This is a genomic window from Streptomyces sp. NBC_01283, from assembly GCF_041435335.1.
In the GTDB taxonomy this organism is placed as follows: Bacteria; Actinomycetota; Actinomycetes; order Streptomycetales; family Streptomycetaceae; genus Streptomyces.
In genome coordinates, this window is sequence record NZ_CP108430.1 from 5,234,889 (window position 1) to 5,260,698 (window position 25,810).

Below are 25,810 nucleotides of genomic sequence, written 5' to 3' on the forward strand. Positions count from 1 at the left end.
GGAGACGGCTCTCACAGGGTCCACGCACACAGGCTTCCGCGACAGTCCGCGTACCGATGCCCGTCGAGGAGCTGACGGGTCGTCAGATCGGCGCTACCGTGGACCACATGGAGACCACTGAGACCTTGCCGACGTTCCCGAGGATCATCTCGGTGGACGACCACACCGTTGAGCCCGCCCATGTCTGGCGGGACCGGCTGCCGTCGAAGTACCAGGACAGCGGGCCGCGCGTCGTCCGGGCACCCCTGAAGGAAATGACGTTTCTGGGCGGGAAGTTCGCACCCATCATGGGGGCGAAGGGGGATGAAGGCCCCATAGGTGACTGGTGGATCTACGAGGACCTGCATCGGCCCCTCACCCGTCTCGACACCTCCGTCGGTTACGACCGGGACGAGATCAAGCTTGAGGTCATCACGTACGAGCAGATGCGCCCGGGGTCCTTCAGCGTGCCCGACCGCCTCGCCGACATGGACGTCAACCACGTCCAGTCCGCCCTCTGCTTCCCCACCTTCCCCCGCTTCTGCGGGCAGACGTTCACCGAGGCCAAGGACCGCGAGCTCGGTCTGCTCAGCGTGCGCGCCTACAACGACTGGATGGTGGACGAGTGGTGCGGCCCGGAGGCGCGCGGCCGGCTCATCCCCCTCACTCTCATTCCGCTCTGGGATGCCGAACTCGCCGCCGCCGAGGTCCGCCGCAACGCCGCCCGAGGCGTGCGCGCCGTCGCTTTCTCCGAGATACCGCCCCACCTGGGCCTGCCCTCCATCCACACCGACGAGTGGGACCCCTTCCTGCGGGCCTGCGACGAGACCGGCACCGTCATCGCCATGCACATCGGGTCGAGCAGCAAGATGCCGAGCACGTCGGCGGACGCGCCGCCCGCCGTGGGATCCACGATCACCTTCGCCAACTGCTGTTTCTCGATGGTCGACTGGCTGATGAGCGGCAAGTTCGAGCGCTTCCCGAACCTCAAGATCATGTATGCCGAGGGGCAGATCGGGTGGATCCCGTACATCCTGGAGCGCGCGGACGTGGTCTGGGAGGAGAACCGCGGCTGGGGCGGGGTCGCCGACAAGGTGCACCGCCCGCCGTCCGAGCTCTTCACCGAGCACGTGTACGGCTGCTTCTTCGACGACGCCTTCGGGCTGCGGAACCTCGACGCGATCGGCGTCGGGAACGTCCTCTACGAGACCGACTATCCGCACTCCGACTCCACCTGGCCCAAGTCCCGGGAGGTCGGTGAGTCCCAGATGGGGCACCTGGCGCCCGACGTGGTCGACCGGATCGTGCGGGGCAACGCCATCGACCTGCTCGGTCTGACTGGCGACGGGCTGTGGGCGGGGCCCGGGGCGTAAGGGAAGGCGGGGCGAGGGCGGGGCACCTGCGAGGCCGCGGGTGCCCCGCTTCCGGGTGCCTGGCCGGTGGCCCAACGGCGGCCGGCTGAGGGCCCGGCACCTTCGGGCAGTCGCCGCCGACCTCTTGCCTGACGATCCGTCAGCTACGACGATGGGCCCGTCTTCGTTTGTGACGAACCGTCAGGTCTAGGTGAGGGGCTGGGTTCCCATGGCTGCCAACGCGCTGGCGCACATCTTCCCGCAGGGGCGACTGGTCTACGGGATGCAGCTCCCGATCCAGTCGCAGAGCGTCATGTACGCGGAGGCGTGGGAGGCGGACGCCACCGTGGACGACCTCGCCGAGATCGCCCGCACCGCCGACCGGAGCGGCTTCGCGTACATCGCTAGCTGCGACCACGTGGCCATCCCGCGGCGGCTCGCCGACACCATGAGCACGGTCTGGTACGACCCGGTGGCCACGCTCTCCTTCCTCGCCGGAATCACCGAGAACGTACGGCTGATGAGCCATGTCGCCGTCGTCGGGCTCCGGCATCCGCTGGTCGGCGCCAAGCAGTACGCCACCCTGGACCGGCTCAGCGGCGGACGGCTGATCCTGGGGGTCGGGGCGGGGCACGTACAGGAGGAATTCGACGCCGTCGGCGCCGACTTCGAGCGGCGCGGGCCCGTGCTCGACGAGACCGTCGACGCACTCAGGGCTGCCCTCGGCCCCGAGGAGTACCCCGAACACCACGGAGAGCACTACGACTTCGGCGGGCTCGGCCAGCAGCCGCGCCCCGCGCAGTCCCACGTGCCCATCTGGGTGGGCGGTTCCTCGCCCGCCGCCGTCCGCAGGGCCGCCGTACGCGGCGACGGGTGGCTGCCGCAGGGCGACCCGCGCGACAAGCTGCCCGCGCAGATCGCCAGGCTCAAGCGGCTCAGGGAAGAGGCGGGGGTCGCGGAGCCCGCCGTCGTGGGGGCGATCGCCGAGCCCCTCTATGTGGGGGAGCCGACGTGGTCGGTGGGGCGGCGCACCCTGAGCGGGAAGCCGGACGCCCTGGCGGAGTCGCTGCGCGCCTACGGGGCGATGGGCGTGCAGCAGATCCAGGTGCGGTTCCGCAGCCGGGGCCGCACCGAACTCACGGATCAGATGGCCGCGTTCGCCGCCGAGGTCGCCCCGCACCTCAACTGACCCCGGAAGTACGTCAACTTACAAACCCCGCACCGCAACTGACAGCTCGACTGAGGAGACTCGTATGGGCAAGCTGGACGGCCGCGTCGTCATCGTCACCGGTGCGGCGCGCGGGCAGGGCGAGCAGGAGGCGCGGCTCTTCGCCGCCGAGGGGGCGCGGGTCGTCATCGCCGATGTGCTCGACGACCAGGGCGAGGCCCTCGCCAAGGAACTCGGCGCCGACGTGGCCAAGTACGTGCACCTGGACGTCGGCCAGGAGGCCGGCTGGGTCGCGGCGGTCGGCGCCGCCAAGGATGCCTTCGGGAAGATCGACGGACTCGTCAACAATGCCGGGATCCTGCGCTTCAACGAACTCGTCAGCACCCCGCTCGAAGAGTTCCAGCAGATCATCCAGGTCAACCAGATCGGCTGCTTCCTCGGCATCCGCAACGTCGCGCCCGAGATCGGGGCCGCCGGCGGCGGGACCATCGTGAACACCGCCTCGTACACGGCGATGACGGGCATGGCGTACGTCGGCGCGTACGCCGCGACCAAGCACGCCATCCTCGGGCTCACCCGCGTCGCCGCGCTGGAGCTCGCCGCCAGGAACATCCGCGTCAACGCCGTCTGCCCGGGGGCCGTCGACACCCCGATGACCAATCCCGCGCAGCTGGACCCGAACGCCGACCCCACCGAGGCGGGGGAGGCCGTCGCCGAGCTCTACAAGAAGCTCGTGCCGCTCGGACGGATCGGCAGGCCCGAGGAGGTGGCCGCGCTGGCGCTCTTCCTGACCGGGGGCGACTCGGCGTACATCACCGGGCAGCCGTTCGTCATCGACGGCGGGTGGCTCGCGGGCGTCAGCATTGTCTGACGGAACGTCAGTAGTCGTGCCCCCGGGTATTGACGGTCCTCGCGGCCGGTGGAACAGTCGACGCATCACGATCTGACGGTTCGTCAGAAACTCGCAGATACTCACGAGGATGGTGAACCTCCTTGGAATTCGGTCTCTTTGTACAGGGATACGTGCCCGCCAAGCGGGCCAAGGTCGACCCCGAAGCCGAGCACAAGGCACTCATCGAGGAGACCGAGTACGTCATCCAGGCGGACAAGTCCGGCTTCAAGTACGCCTGGGCCTCCGAGCACCACTTCCTGGAGGAGTACTCGCACCTCTCCGCCAATGACGTCTTCCTCGGCTATCTCGCCCACGCGACCGACCGCATCCACCTGGGCTCCGGCATCTTCAACCCGCTCGCCCCGGTGAACCACCCGGTCAAGGTCGCCGAGAAGGTCGCCATGCTCGACCATCTCTCCGAAGGCCGCTTCGAGTTCGGGTCGGGCCGCGGTGCCGGGTCGCACGAGATTCTGGGCTTCATGCCGGGCATCACCGACATGAACCACACCAAGGAACTCTGGGAAGAGACCATCGCCGAGTTCCCCAAGATGTGGCTCCAGGACGAGTACGTCGGCTTCCAGGGCAAACACTGGTCGCTGCCGCCCCGCAAGATCCTGCCCAAGCCGTACGGGAAGTCGCACCCGGCCATGTGGTACGCCGCCGGGTCCCCGCCCTCGTACGCGATGGCCGGCAAGAAGGGGCTCGGGGTCCTCGGTTTCAGCGTGCAGAAGGTCTCCGACATGGAGTGGGTCCTGGAGTCGTACAAGGCGGCCGTGAAGGAGGCCGAGCCGGTCGGTGCCTTCGTCAACGACAACGTCATGGTGACCTCGACCGCGATCTGCGCGGAGACGCACAAGAAGGCCGTGGAGATAGCCGTCAGCGGCGGGCTCAACTATCTGCAGTCGCTGCTCTTCCGCTACCACGACACCTTCCCCCGGCCCGAGGGCATTCCCGAGTGGCCCGAGCTGCTGCCCGAGTACACGGAGGAGATCATCGAGCTGCTCATCGCCGAGGAGCTGATGATCTGCGGTGACCCGGACGAGGTGCTCACGCAGTGCAAGCGGTGGGAGCAGGCGGGGGCCGATCAGCTCAGCTTCGGTCTTCCGATCGGGATCTCGCCCGAGGACACGAAGAACACGATCAAGCTGATCGGTGAGCATGTGATTCCGAAGATCGACACGGATCCCGTGCACCGCACCACCCGCATGCGGCAGTCGGGCTCTTCCTGAAGTAACCCCCAGCTGCCCCGGCTTCCCCTTCCCGGACGGGAGCCGGGGCACCCTCTTCGCCCTTCGGGCGTGTCCTCAAGCGCCGGACGGGCTGTCTCCCACCCACCACCCGCTCTGGACGGGTCAACTCCGCACCGATAGAAACCGATCAAGGGGGCTGTCCACCGTCATGCTCGACCACCTCATCAAAGGCGCGACCGTAGTCGACGGAACCGGCGCCCCCGCGTACGACGCCGACGTGGGCATCCGGGACGGGCGCATCGCCGTCGTCGCCGAGCCGGGAACCGTCAGTGAGGACGCGCGGACCAGCGAAGACGCCCAGGGGCGCGTCCTCGCGCCCGGATTCGTCGATCCGCACACGCATTACGACGCCCAGCTCTTCTGGGACCCGTACGCGACCCCGTCCCTGAACCACGGCGTCACCACCGTCGCGGGCGGCAACTGCGGCTTCACGCTTGCCCCGTTGAACCCCGCGCGCCCCGAGGACGCCGACTACACGCGGCGGATGATGTCCAAGGTCGAGGGCATGTCGCTGGTGGCCCTCGAAGAGGGTGCGCCCTGGTCCTGGAATTCGTTCGGGGAGTATCTCGATGCCCTGGACGGGCGCGTCGCAGTCAACGCCGGTTTCATGGTGGGGCATTGCGCGCTGCGGCGGTACGTCATGGGCGCGGATGCCGTGGGCGGGCAGCCGACCCCCGAGCAGCTCGACGAGATGCTGCGGCTCTTCCATGACGCCATGGATGCCGGTGCCTGGGGGCTCTCCACCACCCAGTCCTCCACCCACTCCGACGGCGACGGGCAGCCCGTGGCCTCCCGGCACGCGAAGCCCGACGAGCTGCTCGCGCTCAGCCGGGCCGTCGCCGAGCACGAGGGCACGCAGCTGGAGGCCATCGTCGCCGGGTGTCTCGATCAGTTCAGCGACGATGAGATCGAGTTGTTCGTCGAGATGAGTGCCGCCGCGGGGCGGCCCCTCAACTGGAACGTCCTCACCATCGACTCCGCCGTGCCCGAGCGCGTCCCGCGCCAGCTGGTGGCCAGCGAGCGCGCCCGTAAGTCCGGTGGCCGGATCGTCGCCCTGACGATGCCGATCCTCACCCCCATGAACATGTCGCTCGGCACCTTCTGCGCCCTGAACCTGATCCCCGGCTGGGGAGACGTGCTCGGCCTGCCCGTCCCCGAGCGCATCGCCGAGCTGCGTGACCCGGACGTCAGGGGCGAGATGCTGCGGCGCGCCGAGAGCAAGGAGGCCGGGGTCTTCCGGCGGCTCACGCACTTCGACCGCTACGTCATCGGGGACACGTACTCCAAGGAGAACGAAGGCCTCACCGGACGCGTCGTGGGCGACATCGCCGCCGAGCGCGGCCAGGAGCCCTTCCAGTGCCTCGTCGAGATCTGCGCCAACGACGACCTGCGTACGGTCCTGTGGCCCATGCCCTCGGACAACGACCCCGAGTCGTGGGCCCTGCGCCAGGAGGCGTGGCAGCACGAGGACGTCATGCTGGGCGGGTCCGACGCGGGCGCGCACCTGGACCGCATGTGCGGCGCCCCGTACACGACCCGGTTCATCGGCGACTGTCTGCGGGGCCGCAAGCTGGTCGGTCTCGAAGCGGCGGTGAAGATGCTCACCGACGATCCCGCGCGGCTCTTCGGGCTGCGGGAGCGGGGGCGCATCGAGGAGGGTTTCCACGCCGACCTCGTGCTTTTCGACCCCGAGCACATCGACGCGGGCAAGGCCACGCTGGTGCACGACCTGCCCGGTGACAGTCCTCGCCTCGACTCCAAGGCCATCGGCGTCAACGCCGTCTGGGTCAACGGGGTCGAGGTCATCCGCGAGGACCAGGTGACGGGCGCGACGCCCGGCACGGTGCTCCGCTCGGGCCGTGACACCAGGACGGTGAGCACCAAGTGAGCGACCAACTGCCGCGGGAGCAGCAGCTGTTCATCGGCGGTGCGTGGGTCGAGCCCGACAGCGGGCACTACGAGGTGATCAACCCGGCGACCGAGGGTGTCGTGGGCCTGGCGCCCGAGGCGAGCCGCGAGCAGGTGCACGCGGCGGCCGGCGCCGCCCGCGAGGCCTTCGCCACCTGGTCGCGCACGACCCCCGAGGAACGGGCCGTCGTCCTGGACCGCGCCGCGTCGATCATGCAGCGCCACCTCGTCCCGTACGCGGAACTCGCGCAGGCCGAGAGCGGCGCGACGACCGGCACGGCGCGGGGCATGCAGGTCGCGGTGTCGGTGGCGCGCTTCAGGAGGTACGCGAAAGGCGCCGCCGAGCCGGTCGAGGCGGCGTTGCCGCCGCAGATCAACGAGGCGGGCCCGATGGGGAGGGCGGGCGTCGTGGGGGCGCTCACCGTCCGGCAGCCGGTGGGTGTCGTCACCTGCATCACCTCGTACAACAACCCGTGGGCCAACCCGGCGGGCAAGGTGGCACCCGCCCTGGCCATGGGCAACACGGTCGTCGTGAAGCCCGCCCCGCAGGACCCGCTGTCGGTGTACCGGATGGCGGCGGCCCTTGAGGAGGCAGGGGCGCCGCCGGGAGTGGTGAACGTGGTGAGCGGTGCGCGTCCCGAGGTGGGTGAGGCGGCCGTCGACTCGCCGGACGTCGACATGGTGAGCTTCACCGGTTCGACGTCGGTGGGGCAGCGGATCGCCGAGGTGTGCGGCCGGGACATGAAGCGCCAGCTCATGGAGCTGGGCGGCAAGGGCGCTGCGCTCGTCTTCGAGGACGCGGACCTGGACTCGGCGGTGGCGGGCATCGGGACGACGTTCTCCTTCTACAGCGGCCAGATCTGCACGGCTCCGACGCGGGTGATCGTGCACCGCGCGGTCCACGACGCCCTGATCGAGAAGCTGACGGGCTACATCGGCTTCATGAAGGTCGGTGACCCGCGGGAGAAGGGGACGGTCGTCGGCCCGGTGATCTCGGCGGCTCACCGGGACCGCATCGAGTCGTACGTGGAGCTGGGCAGGAAGGAGGGCGCGCGGGTCGTCGCGGGCGGTGAGCGCCCGGCGGGCCCCGGTCTGGACCGCGGCTTCTACGTCGCCCCGACGCTGCTCGCGGACTGCACGAACGACATGCGGGTGGTCCGGGAGGAGATCTTCGGCCCGGTCGTGGTGGTGGTCCCCTTCGACGACGAGGAGGAGGGCATCGCGCTGGCCAACGACAGCGACTACGGCCTCCTCGACTACGTCTGGTCGGGCGACGTGGCCCGCGCCTTCCGTGTCGCGCGGCGGCTGCGCGCGGGCGGGGTCGGCGTGAACACGATCGGCCGGAACATGGAGGCGCCGTTCGGCGGGTTCAAGAAGAGCGGGGTGGGCCGGGACGTCGGGTCGTACGCGCTGCACGCGTACAGCGAGCTGCAGTCGATCGTGTGGCCGGGCTAGAGCGGGGGCCGGGCCGTCCGGCATGTGACACGGGGGAGGCGGCGCGGGAAAATTTTGAACCCTGACAAAACGGACAGTGCTGCGGTTCCCGCATACCGGACGGTCTGGCTTTTGCCTCGCGATGAGTAGGTGACCGACCGAGAAGGTCACTCAATCGATGGCAGCTGCCCCGATTTCTCCATCGATTACAAGACGGAAGATCCGGATTCTGATCCTCCGTATATGGAAACCGCAGGACTTAACGTCCTGTTCATGACCCAGTTGGACGTACGGCCCCAGGCCGGAGACACGGTAAGCGGCGCCCCCGACGGGGGCGTGCGCGCCAAAGGCCTCGGCGGGAACTCCGTCGGCCTCATGGGCAGCGCCGTCATCGGCATCTCGACCGTCGCCCCCGTCTACTGCCTGACGTCGACCCTCGGCTCCACGGCCGGCGAGGTCGGCCTGGCCATGCCCGCGGTCTTCCTCGCGGGCTTCCTGCCGATGCTTCTGGTGGCCTTCGCCTACCGCGAGCTCAACAAGGCCATGCCGGACTGCGGCACGTCCTTCACCTGGACCGTCAAGGCCTTCGGCCCGCGGATCGGCTGGATGTGCGGCTGGGGCCTGGTCATCGCCACGATCATCGTCCTGTCGAACCTGGCGGGCGTGGCGACCTCGTATTTCTGGCTCCTGGCGGGCGAGATCACGGGCAACGACTCGATAGCGGCCCTGGACGACAACAAGGCCGTCCACATCCTCACCTGCCTCGCCCTGATCGCCGCCGCGACCGCGATCAGCTATCGCGGGATGACGGCCACCAAGGGTGTGCAGTACGCCCTGGTGGGGCTGCAGCTCGTCGTGCTCGCGGTCTTCGTGGTGATGGCCTTCCAGAAGGCCGGCACCCCCGAGTTCCCCCTGTCGCAGGACTTCTCCTGGTCGTGGCTGAATCCGTTCGCCGTGAAGTCGTTCTCCTCCTTCACCGCGGGCCTCTCGCTCGCGATCTTCATCTACTGGGGCTGGGACGCGTGCCTGGCCGCCAACGAGGAGACGACCGGCAGCGACAAGACGCCCGGCCGCGCCGCGCTCATCGCGATGGTCGTGCTCGTCGGCTCCTACCTCGCGACGGCCGTCGCCGCGCAGATGGTGGTGGGCGCGGGAAGCAAGGGTCTCGGCCTCGCCAACCCCGACACCTCCGACAACGTCTTCGCCGTCCTCGCGGGCCCCGTGATGGGCCCGACCCTGGGCATCCTGCTCTTCGTCGCGGTCCTCGCGTCGGCCGCCGCGAGCCTCCAGACCACGTTCATCCCGGTGGCCCGCACGGTCCTCGCCATGTCCTCGTACGAGGCGCTCCCGGCGTCGTTCGCACGCGTCCACCCGCGCTTCAAGACGCCGGGCCGCGCGACGGTCACCGCGGGTGTCGCGACCGCCGTCTTCTACACGGTCATGACGCTGGTCTCCGAGCACGTCCTGGTCGACACGATCTACGCGCTCGGCCTCATGATCTGCTTCTACTACGCGCTGACGGCCTTCGCCTGCGTCTGGTACTTCCGCCACGAGCTCTTCAGCTCGGTCCGGGGCTTCGTCTTCAAGGCCCTGCTCCCGGCCCTCGGCGGCGTCCTCCTGACCGGCGTCTTCGCCAAGACCCTGATCGACATGTGGAACCCCGCCTACGGCAGCGGCTCCTCCGTCTTCGGCGTCGGCTCGGTCTTCGTGATCGGCGTGGGCCTGCTGCTCCTCGGCGTGGTGATCATGCTGGTGATGGGCCGCACGAGCCCGGCGTTCTTCCGCGGCGAGGTCCTGAAGCGGGACACCCCGGCCCTGGTCGTCGAGGACTGACCCTCCCCCCGGAAGAACGCCGGGGGAGGGCCGGCCGCCCGGCGGTGCTAGTGGCGGCCCAGGAAGATCGGGTTCGTGAACGCCGTCAGCGGACCCGGGAGGCCCGGTGTCACCGGTGCGTGGCGGACCTCCGCCCGCACGTACGCGGCGTACGACGGCGTGGTCCGCCACTCCGCCGTGCCGGTCCCGGAAGCCGGGATCGCGGGGCCGGTGAACAGGACGCCCTGGTCCGTGACGAAGCGGATCGTGGAGCCCGGGGCGCCCGTGACGTCGAGGCGGACCGTCACCGGGGCATCCTGCTCGACGTACAGGCGCTCGCCGATGCCCGCCTGCTTTCCCCTGCCGCCGGTGGCGGTGAACTTCAGCGATACGTCCTTGGACTCGGCGATGTAGCTGTGGCCCGCGCGGATGCCCGCCTGGATGGCCTCCCGCGTCAGGTCGTCCGCGAGGACCACCGTCTGCGGGCTGCCGACGGGGTCGGGGTCGCGGTGGGCGTCGCTGTTGCCCATGGCGGGGATCCAGGGCCTGCGGCCCCGGACGGAGGCGACCAGCATGCTGTCCCAGTCGGCCAGGGCGATCTCGTCGTCCGGGGTGTACGGGCCGTTCCACGCCTCGATCGCGTCCGCCTCGCCGAAGCCGAACTTCCAGTTGCAGCCGACGCAGGTGGCGTGCGGATGGGCGGGCACGACGAGGCCGCCCGCGTCCCGGATTTCGCGGGCGTACTTGCCGAAGCGGTTGTCGCGGGCGCGGTAGCGCCAGTCGATGAACGTGCCGGGGTCCGTGCCGAGGGCGACCACGTGACCGTTGCGGGTGGTGACCTCCTCGCCCAGCATGATCAGCAGGTCGTCGCCCGCCAGATCGGCCCAATGGGCGTGCGCGGAGTGCGTGTTGTGCTCGGAGCTGTTGATGAAGTCGAGCCCCGCCGCGCGCGCGGCGGCCGCGATCTCGGCCAGGGTGCGTTTGCCGTCCGAGTACACGGAGTGCAGGTGGCAGTCCCCGCGGTACCAGGCGCGTCCCCGCCCCTTCGCCCGCTCCGGCGGGTAGACGGCCCTGGGCGTCTTGCCGGGCGCCCCGAACCTGAGGGTGATCGTGACCTCGTAGGGCAGGCCTTGCGGTGCGACGGTGTACGGGCCGAGCGCGATGTTCCAGGTGCCCGCCTTGACCGGGCCCGGGATGTAGCCGGGCGTGGCGTCGTCGGCGCGGATGAAGAACTCCGTGCGCGCGCCGCCCGACCAGCCCCGGAAGCCCTTGCCGCCGAGGGCGGTGCCGCGCTGGTCGAAGACGCCGATGTCGAGCGCGTTGCCCTGCGTGCCCGCCGGGACGGTGACCTTCTCGTAGGTGTACGCGACGTGGATCTCGCGTACGCCGTCGGGGACTTCGACCGGCAGGTACACGAAGTCGGGTGACCCGGTGGGCAGCGTGCCGCGCACCACCCTGGTCTCGTCGCCACTTGCGGAGTCACGCCCTGCGGCGCTCGCGAAGCTCACGCTGTTCAACGTAAGCGCGGCGGCGGCTCCCGTCACGAGCAGACCGCGCCGGTTCAGGGGCGTGTCGGCGGATCTGGCCGGGCGGTGTTCGTCCTCGCACATGTGTCGGCTCCCCAGGGTGTCGGAAGGGACTGCAGGGCAACCCTGGTATTGAGCCGTGAACTCCCCGTCAAGGGAAGGCAATTGACAGACCTACGGGCGGTGTCGGGCTTGCGGGTGGTGTCGGCGCGGGGCCGGTCGGTGCTCAGTGGCTGCCGCGGGCCTTGCGCACGCGGCGCAGGGCCAGCACGGCAATGATGATGATCGCGATGACGACCAGGACCCCGAGGAACAGGCCGATCTTCCCGCCCTTCGACTTCTTCTTTTTCTTCTTCGGCTTCGCCTCGGGCTTCGTCAGGGGCTTGGAGTGCGAAGCGTCCGCCGCCCGCGTGTCCGTCCTGGCGGCCACGGCTCCCGTCGTGTGCGTCGTCGAGGTGGCCGCGGACACCGCCGCCGTCCGCGGGGTGGCCGCGTACACCCCGGTGCCGGCCGTTCCGCCCAGCAGGGCCCCGAGCAGCAGCAATACGGTCGCGAAGCGAAGTCGCATGACGGAATCCCCCAGATTCCCCCGAAGTCTTCGGCTATTGCCCGGATCCCGCGGATCCTAGGGCACGCGGCGCCCCGCGCCTAGGCGTTCGCGCCCGCGGCCCGCAGCACGGCCGCCGTCTCCTCGTGCCCGCACTGCGTCGCCCAGCGCAGGGGAGTGGAGCCCGTGCCGTGATCCTCCCGGAGGTTGGGATCCGCGCCATGGGCGAGGAGTTCGCGGACGGCGTCGGTGTGGCCCCAGCACGCGGCCGCGCACAGGGGCGTGCCCTGGTCGCCGTGGCCGCTCTCCACGTCGGGGCCTGCGCCCGCTTCGAGGAGTGCCCTGACGGCGGGCGCCGTGCCGTGGACGGACGCGCCGTACAGCGGTGTCGTGCCGTCGGGGTCGGCGGCCCTCGGGTCCGCGCCCGCGCGCAGCAGCCTCTTCACCACCGTGGTGTGGCCCATTCCCGCCGCCATGACCAGCTGTTGTGTCTGTTTCTTGCGTCGCCTTCTGCTCATCGGCGCCAGGGTAGTTCGGGGGGCGCGCGAGGTGGTCGGATTTTTCGCTCCCCCATGCGGCGGAGGCCCGGCGCCCGTGATCGGCCCGTACGCCGATGCGGCGGGCCCGCGCCCGCGGCCAGCATGACTCCCATGCTGAAGATGAGCGCACTGCCCGACGTCCCCCGGTGGGCCGTCATCGCCGCCCACGCCGTCCCGCTGGCCACGCTGCCCTCCGGACTGTGGCGCATCGCCCTGGTCGCCGGACTTCCGGTGGCGGACATGCCCGTCGACGGCTGGGGCGAGAGGGTCTACGTCCTGGGGCTCAGCGTCGTCTCCGAATGCCTCGCCCTGCTGACGCTGGGCCTGGTGCGCGGCTGGGGTGAGGTCGTGCCGGGATGGATACCGCTGCTCGGCGGGCGCGGGGTGCGGCCGCTCGCCGCGGTGATCCCGGCGCTGCTCGGGGCCGCAGGGCTCCTCCTGATCACCGGCTGGTTCGTCTATGCCGCGTTCGCGGATCTGGGCCCCGGAGTCACGGACAGCGCCGCCCGGCAGGCGGTCCTCGTGGCCTGTTACGCACCGCTGCTCCTGTGGGCGCCGCTGCTCGTCGCGGTGACGGCCGCGTACTACAGGAGGCGGACGGCGACAGGAGGTGCGGACTCGGCATGGACTCCTGTGGCGTCGGCGGTTAGTAAGTGAGCCCCCGTTCCCGTACGAGGAACCTGCGGGAGCGGTACGACGAGGACCCAACCGGAGGCCGACCCATGCGCGTTGCCGCCACCCTCTACCTCACCGACGAGACCATCACCCCCGTCCGCCTGGCCCAGGAGCTGGAACAGCGGGGCTTCGCGGCGCTCTACCTCCCCGAGCACTCCCACATCCCGGTGTCCCGCGAGACCCCGTACCCCGGCGGTGAACTCCCGCCCGAGTGCGCCCGCATGCTCAACCCCCTCGTGGCCCTCGCGCAGGCCGCGGCCGTCACCGGACGGCTCGGGCTCGGCACGAACATCACGCTCGTCGGGCAGCACGACCCCATCGACCTCGCCAAGCAGATCGCGACCCTGGACCACCTCTCCGGCGGCCGGTTCACCCTCGGCATCGGCTACGGCTGGAACAAGGAGGAGGCTGCCGACCACGGCGTCGAGTGGCGCACCCGCAGGGCGCTCGTGCGGGACCGGATGGCGGTCATGCGGGCCCTGTGGGCCGAGGACCCGACGGCGTACGAAGGGGAGTTCGGGAGCGTGCGCGCCAGCGACGTGCACCCGAAGCCGGTGCGGGCGCCACGCCCACGCAAGGACGGCCCCCTGTACGGCCCGCGCACCCTCGTCGGCGGGGCCGCCGGACCCAAGCTCTTCGCGCACATCGCGGAGTTCGCCGACGGCTGGCTGCCCATCGGCGGCGGCGGTCTGCGCGACACCCTCCCCGCGCTGCGCACCGCCTGGGCCGAGGCGGGCCGCGACCCCGCCGGCCTGTACGTGGCGCTCTCCGCCGTGGAGCCGACCGAGGGCAAGCTCGCCCACTACGCGGAGCTCGGCGTGGACGAGGTCGTCGTGCAGCTCCCGGCGCGCGGGGAGGCGGAGGTGCTGCGCGTCCTCGACGGATTCCAGCGATACGTGCACGTCACACCCGCCCCCGGAGACCGGCACTGACCTGTGGCTGTTTCTCTGAGCGGTCGCTCGTATGCTCGGACGCATGACCAACAGCGCGCCGCAGGACTCAGCACCCCAGGGGCCGGCCCAAGCGCCCGCACGGCCCACCGCGAACGCCATGCGTCGCGCGCTCAAACGCGCCAGGGACGGCGTCGCGCTCGACACCGCCGAGGCCGCCGTGCTGCTCCAGGCGCGCGGCGACGACCTGAAGGACCTCTCCGCGTCCGCCGCGCGGGTGCGCGACGCGGGGCTCGCGGCGGTGGGGCGGCCCGGCGTCATCACGTACTCGAAGAAGGTCTTCATCCCGCTGACGCGGCTGTGCCGCGACAAGTGCCACTACTGCACCTTCGTCACCGTCCCCGGCAAGCTGCGCCGCGACGGGCACGGCATGTTCCTCTCGCCCGACGAGGTCATCGACATCGCCAGGCGCGGCGCCGAAATGGGCTGCAAGGAAGCCCTGTTCACGCTCGGCGACCGCCCCGAGGACCGCTGGCCCGAGGCGCGCGAGTGGCTGGAGGCGGAAGGCTACGACGACACCCTGGCGTACGTCCGCGCGATGGCGATCCGCGTCCTGGAGGAGACGGGCCTGCTCCCGCACCTCAACCCGGGCGTCATGACCTGGACCGACCTCCAGCGGCTCAAGCCCGTCGCGCCGTCCATGGGCATGATGCTGGAGACGACGGCGACCCGGCTGTGGAGCGAGCCGGGCGGCCCGCACCACGGCTCGCCCGACAAGGAGCCCGCGGTCAGGCTGCGGGTCCTTGAGGACGCGGGCCGCTCGAACGTCCCCTTCACCACCGGTGTCCTCATCGGGATCGGCGAGACGTACGAGGAGCGGGCGGACGCGCTCTTCCGCCTCCGGGCGACCCAGCGTTCGTACCACGGCATCCAGGAAGTCATCGTCCAGAACTTCCGCGCCAAGCCGGACACGGCGATGCGCGGCATGCCGGACGCCGAACTGGAGGAGCTCGCCGCGTGCATCGCGGTCTCCCGCCACATCCTCGGCCCGAGCGCCCGAATCCAGGCGCCGCCGAACCTGGTGGACGCCGAGTACGCGCTGCTCATCGGCGCGGGCATCGACGACTGGGGCGGCGTCTCGCCCCTCACGCCCGACCACGTGAACCCCGAGCGCCCCTGGCCGCACATCGAGGAGCTCGCCGAGAAGACCGCGGATGCGGGCTTCAGCCTGCGCGAACGACTCACGATCTACCCCGAGTTCATCGAGCGCGGCGAACCCTGGCTCGACCCGCGCCTGCTCCCGCACGTGCGCGCGCTCGTCGACCCGGAGACGGGCCTGGCGAACGAGGACGCCCGGCCGAGCGGCCTGCCCTGGCAGGAGCCCGACGAGGGATACGTCGCCTCGTCCGGCCGTACCGACCTGCACCGCACCATCGACACCACCGGCCGCACGTCGGACCGCCGCGACGACTTCGACGAGGTGTACGGCGACTGGGAGGCCCTGCGCGAGCAGGCGGCGCCCGGCATGGTCCCCTCGCGCATCGACGGTGACGTACGGGCGGCCCTGAAGACGGCTGCCGACGACCCGACGCGCCTGACGGACGAGCAGGCCCTCGCCCTGCTGCACGCGGACGGTCCGGCACTGGACGCGCTGTGTTCCGTCGCGGACGACCTGCGCAAGTCCGTGGTCGGCGACGACGTCACGTACATCGTCACGCGGAACATCAACTTCACGAACGTCTGCTACACCGGGTGCCGCTTCTGCGCCTTCGCCCAGCGCCGCACGGACGCCGACGCCTACACCCTCTCGCTCGACCAGGTCGCCGACCGGGCCGCGCAGGCGTGGGAGGTCGGCGCGACCGAGGTCTGCATGCAGGGCGGCATCCACCCCGACCTGCCCGGATCCGCGTACTTCGACATCGCGCGGGCGGTGAAGGAGCGCGTGCCGGGCATGCACGTGCACGCGTTCTCGCCGATGGAGGTAGTGAACGGCGCGACCAGGACCGGTCTTTCGATACGGGACTGGCTCAGCGCCGCGAAGGAAGCGGGCCTCGACTCGATCCCCGGCACGGCGGCGGAGATCCTCGACGACGAGGTCCGCTGGGTCCTGACCAAGGGCAAGCTGCCGACGGCGACGTGGATCGAGGTGGTGAGCACGGCCCACGAGCTGGGCATCCGCTCGTCCTCCACGATGATGTACGGGCACGTGGACCAGCCCAGGCACTGGCTCGGGCACTTCCGCACCCTCGCCGGAATGCAGAAGGACGCGCTGGCCAAGGGAGTCGAGGGCTTCACGGAGTTCGTGACGCTGCCCTTCATCCACACGAACGCGCCGGTCTATCTGGCGGGCATCGCGCGCCCGGGCCCGACCACCCGCGACAACCGCGCGGTGGTGGCGATGGCACGGCTGCTGCTCCACCCGTACATCCCGAACATCCAGACGAGCTGGGTGAAGCTGGGCACGGAGGGGGCGGCGGAGATGCTGCGCTCGGGGGCGAACGACCTGGGCGGCACGCTGATGGAGGAGACCATCTCCCGGATGGCGGGCTCCAGTTACGGCTCGTACCGCTCGGTCAAGGACCTGATCGCGATCGCGGAGGAGGCCGGCCGTCCGGCGAAAGCACGGACGACGCTGTACGGCGAGGTGCCCCAGGAACGCCAGGAGGCGGCCGCCGCGTCGGACGGCCACCTCCCGGAGCTGCTTCCCGTGCTTGACTGACTCGGGGGAAAGGTCAGCCCTCCGGGGGTGGGGTCAGGAGAGCTCGCCGCCGAAGCGGGCGCCTGCCTCCTGGGTGCCCAGCGAGGACGGGCTGAACGACGTGATGCCGGTCGTCGTGAGGCCCGTCTTGGCACCGCGGAACAGCCAGGCGGCACCGGAGTCCTTGGTCGTGCCGTCTTCCTGGGGCACGCCCACGGTCAGGTCGGCGAGGCCGTCCTTGTTCACGTCGGTGAGCTTGACCTCCTCACCGAAGTAGTCGTCCCCCTCCGAGACGCCGGGGACGCCGGCCGTGGTCTGGTTGAAGGCCTGGGCGCCCGTGCCGGTCAGGCCGTTCGCGCCGCCCTTGAGGAGGACGACGGCGCCCGTGTCCCCGGAGGAGTCGACGTCTTCGCCGGGCACGCCGACCGCGATGTCCGGGTAGCCGTCGCCCGTGACGTCACCGGCGGAGAGCGAGTAGCCGAACTGGTCGCCCCTGTCGTGCAGGTCGGGGTCGCCCTGCTCGCCCACGCCGGGGACGCCCGCGGTGTCCTGAGTGATCTTCGCGGTGCGGCTGGAGAAGCCGGACGCGGAGCCGTAGACGACCCGGACGGCGCCCGCGTCGTAGACCTGCATCTCGGAGACCTCGTCGACCTCGCGGGCCACGAGGTCGCCGTACCCGTCCTTGTCCACGTCGGCGATGACGCCGTTCGTCGTGAACTTCTTGGTCGGCGTCGACGTCTTGGAGAGGCCGTCCTTGCTGCCCTTCCACAGGCGCGAGGAGTGCTGCATCTCCTCCATGGCGTGGCCGGTGACGAGGTCGTCGGCGCCGTCGCCGGTCACGTCGCCCACCATCAGCTCCTGGGGGCCGTCGTCGCCGTTCTCGACGGACGAGGTGGAGGCGGGCTTCCCGTCGCGGGTGAAGGGGCCGTAGCGCACCTCCATGGTGGACTGGGAGTTGGCGACGAGGTCGGTCTTGCCGTCGCCGTTGAAGTCGCCGGCCTTGATCTGCTGCACGTAGTCGCCCGGCAGCGCGCCACCCTTGGTCAGGCCGTCCGCGGAACCCCAGAGCACCGCGTCGGCGGCGTTGCCGTTGCTCGCGACGAGGTCGGTGTATCCGTCGCCGTCGAGGTCGGCCGCCTCGGTGCTCGCACCGAAGCTGCCGTCCTCCTCGGGGTCGCCGGGTACGCCGGCGGTGGTGCGGTCGACCTGCTTGGCGTGCGCGGTGTCGGCGCCCGAGGGCGAGCCGTACACGATCGATACGTAGCCCGCGCCGGACGTGCCGCTGACGGCGCCACGGTAGGCGGAGACGGCGAGGTCGGCGTATCCGTCATGGTTGAAGTCGGTCACGGGCTTGCTCGCCGCGGCGGGTGCGGCGGCGGCGGAACCTGCCGTGGCCACGATGGCGAACGGGGTCGCGAGCGCGGTCACCGCGACGGCGGCTATGAGTGAGCGACGCACTGGTCCTCCTGTGGGGAAACTGCTGTGACGTAAGGGGAGACAGGTGTTCCGGGTAGGTGGTTGTACCCCGCAGGTTTCTTGTTACGACGCCCGGACATTCCCGTTACGTTGCCCCCCGTTTCCCGCCACACGGTTTCGGCCCTCAGGTCAGGGGACGGTGGAAGACTGGGGCAGGACAGCGGGTTGGGCAGCGGTCAGGGCAAGCGGGCAGGGCAGTCGGGCACGGGTGGAGGGGGAGCCGGTGGTGGCGTCGGCCGGGGCGGAGCAGCCGTCCATGCAGGAGTTGATCCGCCGTCGCAGGCGGGCGGGGTTCGTCGGGCGGCGGGGCGAACTGGACGCCTTCCGCGCCAACTTCGACGTGCCGCCGGGTGACGACCGGCACCGCTTCCTCTTCCATGTCCATGGGATCGGCGGCGTCGGCAAGACGTCGTTGGTGCGGGAGTGGGAGCAACTGGCGCGCGAACACGGCGCCCTGACCGCGTACGTCGACGAGGCGGTCGGGAGCGTTCCCGAGGTGATGGCGGCGATCAGTGCCCAATTCGCCCTGCAGGGCAGGCGCTGCAAGGACCTCAACCGGCTTCTGACGACTCATCGTGAGCGTCGCCACGAGGCCGAGTCGGCGGCAGCCGCGGCGATGTCCGACCCGGCCCAGGAGCCGGGGCGCCTGGCTGCGCCCGCTCCATCGGCGGGCAGTGTGACGGCCGCCCGCGCGAGCCTGGTCGGTCTCGGTCTTCTGCCGGGAGTAGGGGCGTTCGCGGGAGCGGTGGACCCGGCCCAACTGGCGCAGGGGGCCGACCGGTTGCGCGCGGGTCTGAGCGCGCGCCTCGGCAGCCAGGACGACGTACAGCTCGTCCTGTCCCCGGAACGGGTCCTGACCCCGGTCCTCCTGAACGAACTGGCCGACGCGGCGAAGGGGGTGCCGTGGATCGTCCTCTTCTTCGACACGTACGAGCGGACGGCGCCGTTCCTGGACGGCTGGCTGCACGAACTGATGCTCACCGACCGGCATGGAGCGCTGCCCGCCAACGTGATCGTCGTGACGGCCGGGCAGCACCCCTTCGACACGGCCCGATGGGGCGGCTACGGCGACTTCGTGATGGACGTGCCGCTCGGCCCCTTCACGGAGCTGGAGGCGCGGGGGCTGCTCGCCGGAAAGGGCGTGGTGGCGGAGCCGGTGGTGGAGGAGGTCCTGCGGCTCTCCGGCGGCCTGCCCGTCCTCGTCTCCACTCTCGCCGAGGGCAGGCCCGCCGCCCCGGACGACGTGGGTGACCCGAGCGCCACCGCCGTGGAGCGCTTCCTGAAGTGGGAACGGGACCCCGTGCGCAGGGCGGCGGCACTGGCGTGCGCGCTGCCGAGACGCCTCGACGCGGATGTGTTCGGGGCGGCGGTGGAGGGGATCTGCGCGGAGGCGGACGTGCCGGGCCTCTTCGGGTGGCTGCGGGGGCTGCCGTTCGTGAGCGACCGGGGTGACCGGGTGCAGTACCACGACGTGGTGCGGGCGCCGATGCTGCGGTCGCAGCGCAAGCGGTCGCCGCGGGGGTGGGCGGAGGCGCACGGCCGGCTGGCGGAGACGTTCGCGGGGTGGCGGGCGGAGGCGGAAGCCGGTCTCGACGCGGATGAGTTGTGGGGGGACGAGGCGTGGCGGGAGCTGCGGCTCGCGGAGTCGTACCACTTGCTGTGTGCGGGGGAGCGGGGCGCGCTGCCCGCCGTCCTGCGGGATGTCGTGGACGCCTGCGACGTGGGCGAGGGCGAGGTCGTGGCCCGGCGCTGGGCGCAGGTCCTGGTGGACGCGGGGGAGGACGCGGACGCGGCGGCGACCGGCAGGTGGGGGCGTGACCTGCTGGCGGCGCTGACCGAGGGCGCGTGCGTCGACGCCCTGGGGCTCCTTGTCGACCGTGCCGGGTTCGACGCGCGGGGGCAGGCGTTCGCCCGGATACTGCGCGGGCGCGACCTCCGGGAGAGCGGGGCGTACGAGGAGGCGCTGGCCGAGTACGACCGGGCCATCGGCCTCGATCCGGAGCTGGCGCGGGCCTACTACGGCCGGGGTGTGACCCGTGCCCTGCAGGGCGACTACGCCGCCGCCGTCGACGAGTTGGGCCTGGCGCTCGCCATCGAGCCGGACGACCTGGACGGCCTGGGCATGCGGGGCGAGTACCGCCGGGTTCTCGGCCGGTGGGCGGAGGCGATCAGTGACCTGGACCGGGCGATCGAGGTCAGCCCGGCGGACCCGTTCGCCTGGGCGTCCCGGGGCGCGGCCCGGCACGGCCTGGGGCAGGACGACGCGGCCCTCGCGGACCTGGACCGGGCGGTGGAACTCGATCCGGAGTACTCGTGGGCGCTGGTGCGCCGTGCTCGGGTGCGGCGTTCGCGCGGGGAGTACGCGGAGCAGATCGCCGACCTCGACCTCGCGGTCCGGCTGGCGCCGCAGTCGGCTTTCCTGGCCTGTGAGCGGGGTGACGCCCTGCGGGGCGCGGGCAAGCCCGGGGAAGCTCTCGCGGAGTACGACCGGGCGATCGCACTCGACGATGCGTACGCGTCGGCGTACGCGAGCCGCGGGGCCGCGCTGGACGACCTCGGGCGGCGGGAGGAGGCGCTGGCCGACCTGGACCGTTCCATCGATCTCCACCCCTCCTACGCCTGGGCGCTGGCGCGCAGGTGCAACGTGCACCGGCTCCTGTCGGACTACGACCGGGCGTTCGCCGACGCCGACCGGGCGAGCGTCCTGTGGCCGGACAACGAATGGGTCCTGTACCAGCGGGCCGAGGCACTGGACGGTCTGAAGCGGTACGAGGAGGCCCGCGCCGGTCTGGACCGGGTTCTCGAAATGGACCCCGAGCACGGGCTTGCGCGCGTCCTGCGCGGCTCCGTGCTGCGCAGGCTCGGCCGTTACGAGGAGGCGTCGGCGGATCTCGGCCGTGCCATCGAGGCGGAGCCGGACAACGCCTGGGCGGTCATCATCCGTGTGCTGACCTCTCAGGCCACCGGGCGCTGGGAGCAGGCCCTGGCCGACCTCGCGCGCTACGCGGAGATCGGCGAGGACCCGGACTGGACGCGCGCCAAGACCGCCGAGATCCACATGTGGTCCGGCCACCCGGAGCGGGCGCTCGTCGTGCTGGAGGCCGATACCACCGGCGGAAACCCTGAGGACGCGGAGGAGCTGGCCAAGGCGTTCCGCATGACGGGGCAGTGGGACCGTGCGCGGGACGCGGCGCTGACGCTCCGCGCTCGGGACGCGGGGTCCGGGGCGTTCGCGCTGGCCCTCGCGGTGAGCGGCGCGGAGGGGACGGCCGCGGCCCGCCCGCTCTGGCAGGAGGTGACCCGCCTCTGGCACAAGCCCGATGTGCCGGCCGCCGTCCGCGACTGCCTGGCGGTGGTGACCGGCGCGGCCATGGCCGACTGGCCGGCCCTCGACGCGAGCCTGGAGCGCGTACTGGCCGCGGCGCCGCCCGACGTGGAGTGGGACGATCTGGCCGAACTCACCGACTTCCTCACGGAACTCCTCGACGCCCCCGACACGAACAGCCCCCGCCTGGCCCCACGCCTGGCCAGAGTGACAGCAGCGAGGGACGACCTCCGGTCGCGGTACATGGGGTGACTGTTCGGCGTGGTGGAGGGCTGCGGAGATCCATGAAAAGCCCTGGTGAAGGACGGTCAAAAGTGATCTGAAGGGCGTCTCCTTAGATATCGCATCGGCCCAGAACCGACGGTTCCCGGTCGATTACAGTGCTGCGCAGAAGTGCAGGGGGCGAGCAGGGGAGGAGGTGCCGTGAGCACCGCAGCAGCCACCGGAGTCTGGGGCCGCGCCGAGCAGCAGGACTTCCGCAGCCGGGTGCGCGGCACCCTGCTCGGCGCCGCCGTCGGCGATGCCCTGGGAGCGCCCGTCGACGCGCTGGACCTGGAGGAGATACGCGAGGCGCATGGGGCCGAGGGGCTTACCGAGCCCGCTGTCGCGCACGGGCGGCGCGGCGCGGTCACCGCCGCCACGCAGCTCGCCCTCTTCACCGTCGACGGACTCATACGCGCCCAGGTGCGGCGCGACACCGGCGCCTGGCATCCGCCGACCGACCTGCACCGCGCCTACCGGCGGTGGGCCGCCACCCAGAGCGACTGGGGCCCCGACGAACGGCGCAAGGAAGACGGCTGGCTGGCCCGGGAGGAGTGGCTCTACTCCCGGCGGTCGCCGGCCCGCGCCTGTCTGCTCGGGTTCGGGGACGACGCCATGGGCACGCTGGAAGCCCCCAAGAACCCGGACGAGCAGGGCGCCGAGGCCGCCACGCGATCCGCCCCCTTCGGGCTCCTGGTCGGCTGGGAGCCGCAGCTGGTCCTGCAACTGGCCGTGGAGTGCGCCGTACAGACGCACGGGCACCCCACCGCCTACCTCGCGGCCGGTGCGCACACCGTCCTGGTGCACGGTCTCGCCCGGGGGGAGTCCCTGGACGGAGCCATCCAGCGGGCGCTCGCGCTGCTGGCCGCCCGGCCCGGCCACCAGCCCGTCACCGATGCGCTGAAGCACGCCCTGGGTGCCGTACGGCAGGGCATGCCCACGCCCTCCCGGGTGGAGGAGCTGATGGGGGACGGCGGTGCGGAGGGCGCGCTCGCCGCCGCCGTCTACTGCGCACTCGTCGGCGAGGACATCCGCCACGGGCTGCGGCTCGCCGTGAACCACGGTGGTGCGTCGGCCGCCACGGGCAGCCTGTGCGGGGCGCTCCTCGGCGCGCTGCACGGCGAGACCGCGCTGCCTCCCGGCTGGCTCACCGAGCTGGAGGGGCGCGCCACGATCCTGGAGCTTGCGGACGACTTCGCCATGGAGATGACGCAGGGGCCCGCGCTGCACGGTCCGGCGGTTTCGTCGCCGGGATGGCTTGCAAGGTATCCGCGCGCGTGAGGTGAGCACGAACGCCGGACAGGCAGATATCAGCCTGTCCGGCGCTTGAGGACGAACTCGGCGAAGCCGGTGGTTTACGGCAACCGGCTCTGTGGGGCAACTACTTCCTCAGCATCCTCAGCTGGGGGCGGAACCGCTGCTGAACCGGCGGAGCCGTCCGTGTTGATCATCTCGATGATCGCGTCCCGTTCCGGGGTGTCCTCCGGCTTCAGATAGCCGACCAGGATGTAGAGGATCAGCGAGACGGCGAGGGGGATCGAGACCTGGTACTCCAGGGGCACCCCGCCCTCGACGTTCCAGTTGATCGGGTAGTTGACCAGCCAGAAGGCGAGCAGCCCCATCGACCAGCTGGTCAGCGCCGCCGTCGGTCCCGACTTGCGGAACGTGCGCAGCAGACCCAGCATCATCGGGATCGCGATCGGACCCATCAGGCCCGCCACCCACTTGATGACCACCGTGATGATGTCCTTGAAGGTCGGCGAGCTGACCTGCGTGGCCACCGCCATGGACAGGCCGAGGAAGATGACGGTCGTCAGGCGCGCCGCCAGCAGACCCGAGCGTTCGTTCCAGCGCCTGGCCTGCTTGGAGATCACCGGCGCCACGTCCCGGGTGAACACCGCGGCGATCGCGTTCGCGTCGGACGAGCACATGGCCATCGTGTGGGAGAAGAAGCCGACGATGACCAGGCCCAACAGGCCGTGCGGCAGGAGCTGTTCGGTCATCAGGGCGTACGAGTCGGAGCCGTCGGGCTTCTGCGCGTTCACCAGGAGCGGCGACATCCACATCGGGAAGAAGAGGATGACCGGCCACACCAGCCACAGGATCGCCGAGAGCCGGGCCGAGCGCGCGGCCTCCTTCGGGCTCGCGGTCGCCATGTAGCGCTGGGCCTGGTTGAGCATGCCGCCGTTGTACTCGAAGAGCTTGATGAAGAGGAACGCCAGCAGGAAGATCGTGCCGTACGGGCCGACCAGCGGTTTGCCGTGGCCCGCGAGCTCCGGCTCGTCCCAGACCCCGAAGAAGCCGCCGTGCGGGCCGAGCTTGGCCACCACGGCGATGAACATCGCGACACCGGCCAGGAGTTGGATGATGAACTGGCCGAGCTCGGTGAGGGCGTCGGCCCACAGGCCGCCGATGGTGCAGTAGATGGCGGTGATCACGCCGGTGATCAGGATGCCCTGGTTGATCGAGATGCCGGTGAACACGGAGAGCAGGGTGGCGATGGCGGCCCACTTGGCGGCCACGTCCACGATCTTCAGGAGCATCCCGGACCAGGCGAGTGCCTGCTGGGTCCGGAGGTTGTAGCGGTTCTTGAGGTATTCCAGCGGCGAGGCCACGTGCAGCCGTGAGCGCAGCCTGTTGATGCGGGGCGCGAAGAGCTTCGAGCCGATGGCGATGCCGAGCGCGATCGGGAACGACCAGGTGATGAAGGACGTGACGCCGTAGGTGTACGCGATGCCCGCGTACCCGGTGAACATCACCGCGCTGTAGCCGGACATGTGGTGCGAGATGCCGGAGAGCCACCAGGGCATCTTGCCGCCCGCGGTGAAGAAGTCGCTGACGTTGTCCACGCGCTTGTGCGACCAGATGCCGATCGCGACCATCACGCCGAAGTAGCCGATGAGCACGGCCCAGTCGAGACTGTTCATGTGCCCCCTCCAGGGGTCCGCCTTGTGAACTGCGCTGAAATGCCGTGCACTTCGCCAGTTTCGTGACATACGGACCTGGGCGGCCTGAAGTGCCCGCTCATCGTGGGTTCGGGGGCACACTGCGGACAACAGCCCGTGAGGTCAAGAGCGAGTAAAATCGTTCTGTTTGCTGACCTGTGTTCACATGCTTGATCGACGTGAGGGGGTGGCGCGGCGCCGTCGAGGCCTCGCGGAAACGCAAGAAACGGCTGTACGGAACCGAAGTCCCGTACAGCCGTGGTTCGTTCCCCGAGCCGCGCCGCCGCAATGGCTATCGCATCAGCTCTCCCGCGTTCACCAGGAGCGACTGTCCCGTGATCGCCCGCGCCATGTCCGACGCCAGGAACACCGCCGCGTCCGCCACGTCGCCGTCCGTCGCCAGCTCCGGAAGCGCCATCCGCGCCGCGAGGCGGTCCCGTACCTCCACCTCCGGCACCCCTTCGGTGTGCGCGGTGAACTGGACGTACGCCTCGACCGGCGGGCCCCACATCCAGCCGGGCAGCACCGTGTTCACCCGGACCCGGTCAGGACCCACCTCGTGCGCGAGGGAGTACATCGCCGACGTCAGCGCCCCCTTCGAGGCCGCGTACGCCGCCTGCCGCACCTGCGAGGGCGCCGCGACGGCCGACTGCGTGCCGATGAACACCACCGAGCCGCCCCGCTCCTTGAGCGCGGGCAGGCAGGCCCGCGTCATCCGCAGCGTGCCGAGCAGATTGACGTCGATGACCTGCTGCCAGGTGGCGAAGTCCGCGTCCTGTACGCCGCCGAAGTAGCTGTCCCAGGCGGCCACGTGGACCACCGCGTCGATCCCGCCGAACCGGTCGCGCGCCAGCCCCGCGAGGGCCTCGCACTGCGTCTCGTCCGTGATGTCGGTCGGGAGATAGGCGGTGCGCGTTCCTTCGGGGTCGATCTCCCCGGCCGACTTGGCGAGGTTCGCCTCCGTACGCGCCCCGAGCACCGCGCGGCCCCCGTCCCGTACGACGGCGGCGGCAACCTGATGGCCGAGGCCGGCGCCGACCCCCGAGACGACGACGGTCTTTCCTTCGAGGAGCGACGGCATGGGGCGCCTCCCGGCTCTGGCAGTTTTGCTGACGGGGCGTCAGAGTATGGGC

The 25,810-nt window shown here is 70.8% G+C and carries 18 protein-coding genes; 12 read left to right on the forward strand and 6 right to left on the reverse strand.

Translation table 11 applies throughout. The features are described from left to right. The first annotated feature begins 125 nt into the window (after window positions 1-125). From OG302_RS24000 to OG302_RS24030, 7 genes are all read left to right on the forward strand, one after another. Window positions 126-1,352 (forward strand): amidohydrolase family protein, encoded by a 1,227-nt coding sequence (locus tag OG302_RS24000; RefSeq protein WP_371750213.1) that lies wholly within the window; start codon window positions 126-128, stop codon window positions 1,350-1,352. A gap of 208 nt (window positions 1,353-1,560) precedes the next feature. Next, window positions 1,561-2,520 carry an LLM class F420-dependent oxidoreductase gene (locus tag OG302_RS24005; protein WP_371528654.1) on the forward strand — a complete coding sequence of 320 codons (960 nt, stop codon included), beginning with the start codon at window positions 1,561-1,563 and terminating at the stop codon, window positions 2,518-2,520. A gap of 64 nt (window positions 2,521-2,584) precedes the next feature. Further along, complete coding sequence (locus OG302_RS24010; RefSeq protein ID WP_371528655.1) at window positions 2,585-3,370, forward strand: SDR family NAD(P)-dependent oxidoreductase; 786 nt, start codon at window positions 2,585-2,587, stop codon at window positions 3,368-3,370. Between the two features lie 122 nt (window positions 3,371-3,492). After that, complete coding sequence (locus OG302_RS24015; RefSeq protein WP_371528656.1) at window positions 3,493-4,620, forward strand: LLM class flavin-dependent oxidoreductase; 1,128 nt, start codon at window positions 3,493-3,495, stop codon at window positions 4,618-4,620. A 169-nt stretch (window positions 4,621-4,789) separates the two neighbouring features. Continuing rightward, a complete protein-coding gene (locus OG302_RS24020; protein WP_371528657.1) occupies window positions 4,790-6,529 on the forward strand; it encodes an amidohydrolase family protein in 1,740 nt (579 codons plus the stop codon). Then, window positions 6,526-8,004 (forward strand): aldehyde dehydrogenase family protein, encoded by a 1,479-nt coding sequence (locus tag OG302_RS24025; RefSeq protein ID WP_371528658.1) that lies wholly within the window; start codon window positions 6,526-6,528, stop codon window positions 8,002-8,004. Before OG302_RS24020 ends, OG302_RS24025 begins: the two co-directional genes overlap by 4 nt. A 252-nt stretch (window positions 8,005-8,256) precedes the next feature. Beyond that, window positions 8,257-9,816, forward strand: coding sequence for an APC family permease (locus OG302_RS24030; RefSeq protein ID WP_371528659.1), 1,560 nt, complete (start codon window positions 8,257-8,259; stop codon window positions 9,814-9,816). Window positions 9,817-9,863: 47 nt separating this feature from the next. Here OG302_RS24030 and OG302_RS24035 read toward each other — a convergent pair whose 3' ends face one another. From OG302_RS24035 to OG302_RS24045, 3 genes are all read right to left on the reverse strand, one after another. Further along, entirely contained in the window at window positions 9,864-11,405 is a 1,542-nt protein-coding gene (locus OG302_RS24035) for a CehA/McbA family metallohydrolase (RefSeq protein WP_371528660.1), read from the reverse strand. Window positions 11,406-11,547: 142 nt separating this feature from the next. Next, a complete protein-coding gene (locus OG302_RS24040) occupies window positions 11,548-11,889 on the reverse strand; it encodes a hypothetical protein (protein WP_371528661.1) in 342 nt (113 codons plus the stop codon). 80 nt (window positions 11,890-11,969) lie between these two features. Beyond that, a complete protein-coding gene (locus tag OG302_RS24045; RefSeq protein ID WP_371528662.1) occupies window positions 11,970-12,386 on the reverse strand; it encodes an ankyrin repeat domain-containing protein in 417 nt (138 codons plus the stop codon). A 132-nt stretch (window positions 12,387-12,518) separates the two neighbouring features. On the opposite strand from OG302_RS24045, the gene OG302_RS24050 reads away from it, so the two are divergent. From OG302_RS24050 to OG302_RS24060, 3 genes are all read left to right on the forward strand, one after another. Then, the gene (locus OG302_RS24050) at window positions 12,519-13,064 is read left to right on the forward strand and encodes a hypothetical protein (RefSeq protein WP_371528663.1); all 546 of its coding nucleotides are present in this window, start codon (window positions 12,519-12,521) and stop codon (window positions 13,062-13,064) included. A 65-nt stretch (window positions 13,065-13,129) separates the two neighbouring features. Beyond that, window positions 13,130-14,014 (forward strand): TIGR03619 family F420-dependent LLM class oxidoreductase, encoded by an 885-nt coding sequence (locus OG302_RS24055; RefSeq protein ID WP_371528664.1) that lies wholly within the window; start codon window positions 13,130-13,132, stop codon window positions 14,012-14,014. Between the two features lie 43 nt (window positions 14,015-14,057). Next, window positions 14,058-16,691 (forward strand): bifunctional FO biosynthesis protein CofGH, encoded by a 2,634-nt coding sequence (locus OG302_RS24060; protein WP_371528665.1) that lies wholly within the window; start codon window positions 14,058-14,060, stop codon window positions 16,689-16,691. Between the two features lie 33 nt (window positions 16,692-16,724). On the opposite strand, the gene OG302_RS24065 is transcribed toward OG302_RS24060, so the two are convergent. Then, window positions 16,725-18,128: an FG-GAP-like repeat-containing protein gene (locus tag OG302_RS24065; protein ID WP_371528666.1), complete on the reverse strand. Its 1,404-nt coding sequence runs from the start codon at window positions 18,126-18,128 to the stop codon at window positions 16,725-16,727. Window positions 18,129-18,372: 244 nt separating this feature from the next. On the opposite strand from OG302_RS24065, the gene OG302_RS24070 reads away from it, so the two are divergent. Together OG302_RS24070 and OG302_RS24075 are read left to right on the forward strand one after the other, a co-directional pair. After that, entirely contained in the window at window positions 18,373-21,723 is a 3,351-nt protein-coding gene (locus OG302_RS24070) for a tetratricopeptide repeat protein (protein ID WP_371528667.1), read from the forward strand. Between the two features lie 171 nt (window positions 21,724-21,894). Then, window positions 21,895-23,013: an ADP-ribosylglycohydrolase family protein gene (locus OG302_RS24075; RefSeq protein ID WP_371528668.1), complete on the forward strand. Its 1,119-nt coding sequence runs from the start codon at window positions 21,895-21,897 to the stop codon at window positions 23,011-23,013. A 74-nt stretch (window positions 23,014-23,087) separates the two neighbouring features. Here the strand turns inward: OG302_RS24075 and OG302_RS24080 are convergent, their stop codons facing one another. Then, window positions 23,088-24,659, reverse strand: coding sequence for a sodium:solute symporter family protein (locus OG302_RS24080; RefSeq protein ID WP_371528669.1), 1,572 nt, complete (start codon window positions 24,657-24,659; stop codon window positions 23,088-23,090). 310 nt (window positions 24,660-24,969) lie between these two features. Beyond that, entirely contained in the window at window positions 24,970-25,758 is a 789-nt protein-coding gene (locus OG302_RS24085) for an SDR family oxidoreductase (protein ID WP_371528670.1), read from the reverse strand. Between the last annotated feature and the right edge of the window lie 52 nt (window positions 25,759-25,810).

What these genes read in the sequence shown, in the direction of transcription:
- OG302_RS24005 (WP_371528654.1), top strand. Translation starts at nt 1,561, where the DNA reads ATGGCTGCCAACGCGCTGGCGCACATCTTCCCGCAGGGGCGACTGGTC.
- OG302_RS24010 (WP_371528655.1), top strand. Translation starts at nt 2,585, where the DNA reads ATGGGCAAGCTGGACGGCCGCGTCGTCATCGTCACCGGTGCGGCGCGC.
- OG302_RS24020 (WP_371528657.1), top strand. Translation starts at nt 4,790, where the DNA reads ATGCTCGACCACCTCATCAAAGGCGCGACCGTAGTCGACGGAACCGGC.
- OG302_RS24030 (WP_371528659.1), top strand. Translation starts at nt 8,257, where the DNA reads ATGACCCAGTTGGACGTACGGCCCCAGGCCGGAGACACGGTAAGCGGC.
- OG302_RS24035 (WP_371528660.1), bottom strand. Translation starts at nt 11,405, where the DNA reads ATGTGCGAGGACGAACACCGCCCGGCCAGATCCGCCGACACGCCCCTG.
- OG302_RS24040 (WP_371528661.1), bottom strand. Translation starts at nt 11,889, where the DNA reads ATGCGACTTCGCTTCGCGACCGTATTGCTGCTGCTCGGGGCCCTGCTG.
- OG302_RS24045 (WP_371528662.1), bottom strand. Translation starts at nt 12,386, where the DNA reads ATGAGCAGAAGGCGACGCAAGAAACAGACACAACAGCTGGTCATGGCG.
- OG302_RS24050 (WP_371528663.1), top strand. Translation starts at nt 12,519, where the DNA reads ATGCTGAAGATGAGCGCACTGCCCGACGTCCCCCGGTGGGCCGTCATC.
- OG302_RS24055 (WP_371528664.1), top strand. Translation starts at nt 13,130, where the DNA reads ATGCGCGTTGCCGCCACCCTCTACCTCACCGACGAGACCATCACCCCC.
- OG302_RS24060 (WP_371528665.1), top strand. Translation starts at nt 14,058, where the DNA reads ATGACCAACAGCGCGCCGCAGGACTCAGCACCCCAGGGGCCGGCCCAA.
- OG302_RS24080 (WP_371528669.1), bottom strand. Translation starts at nt 24,659, where the DNA reads ATGAACAGTCTCGACTGGGCCGTGCTCATCGGCTACTTCGGCGTGATG.
- OG302_RS24085 (WP_371528670.1), bottom strand. Translation starts at nt 25,758, where the DNA reads ATGCCGTCGCTCCTCGAAGGAAAGACCGTCGTCGTCTCGGGGGTCGGC.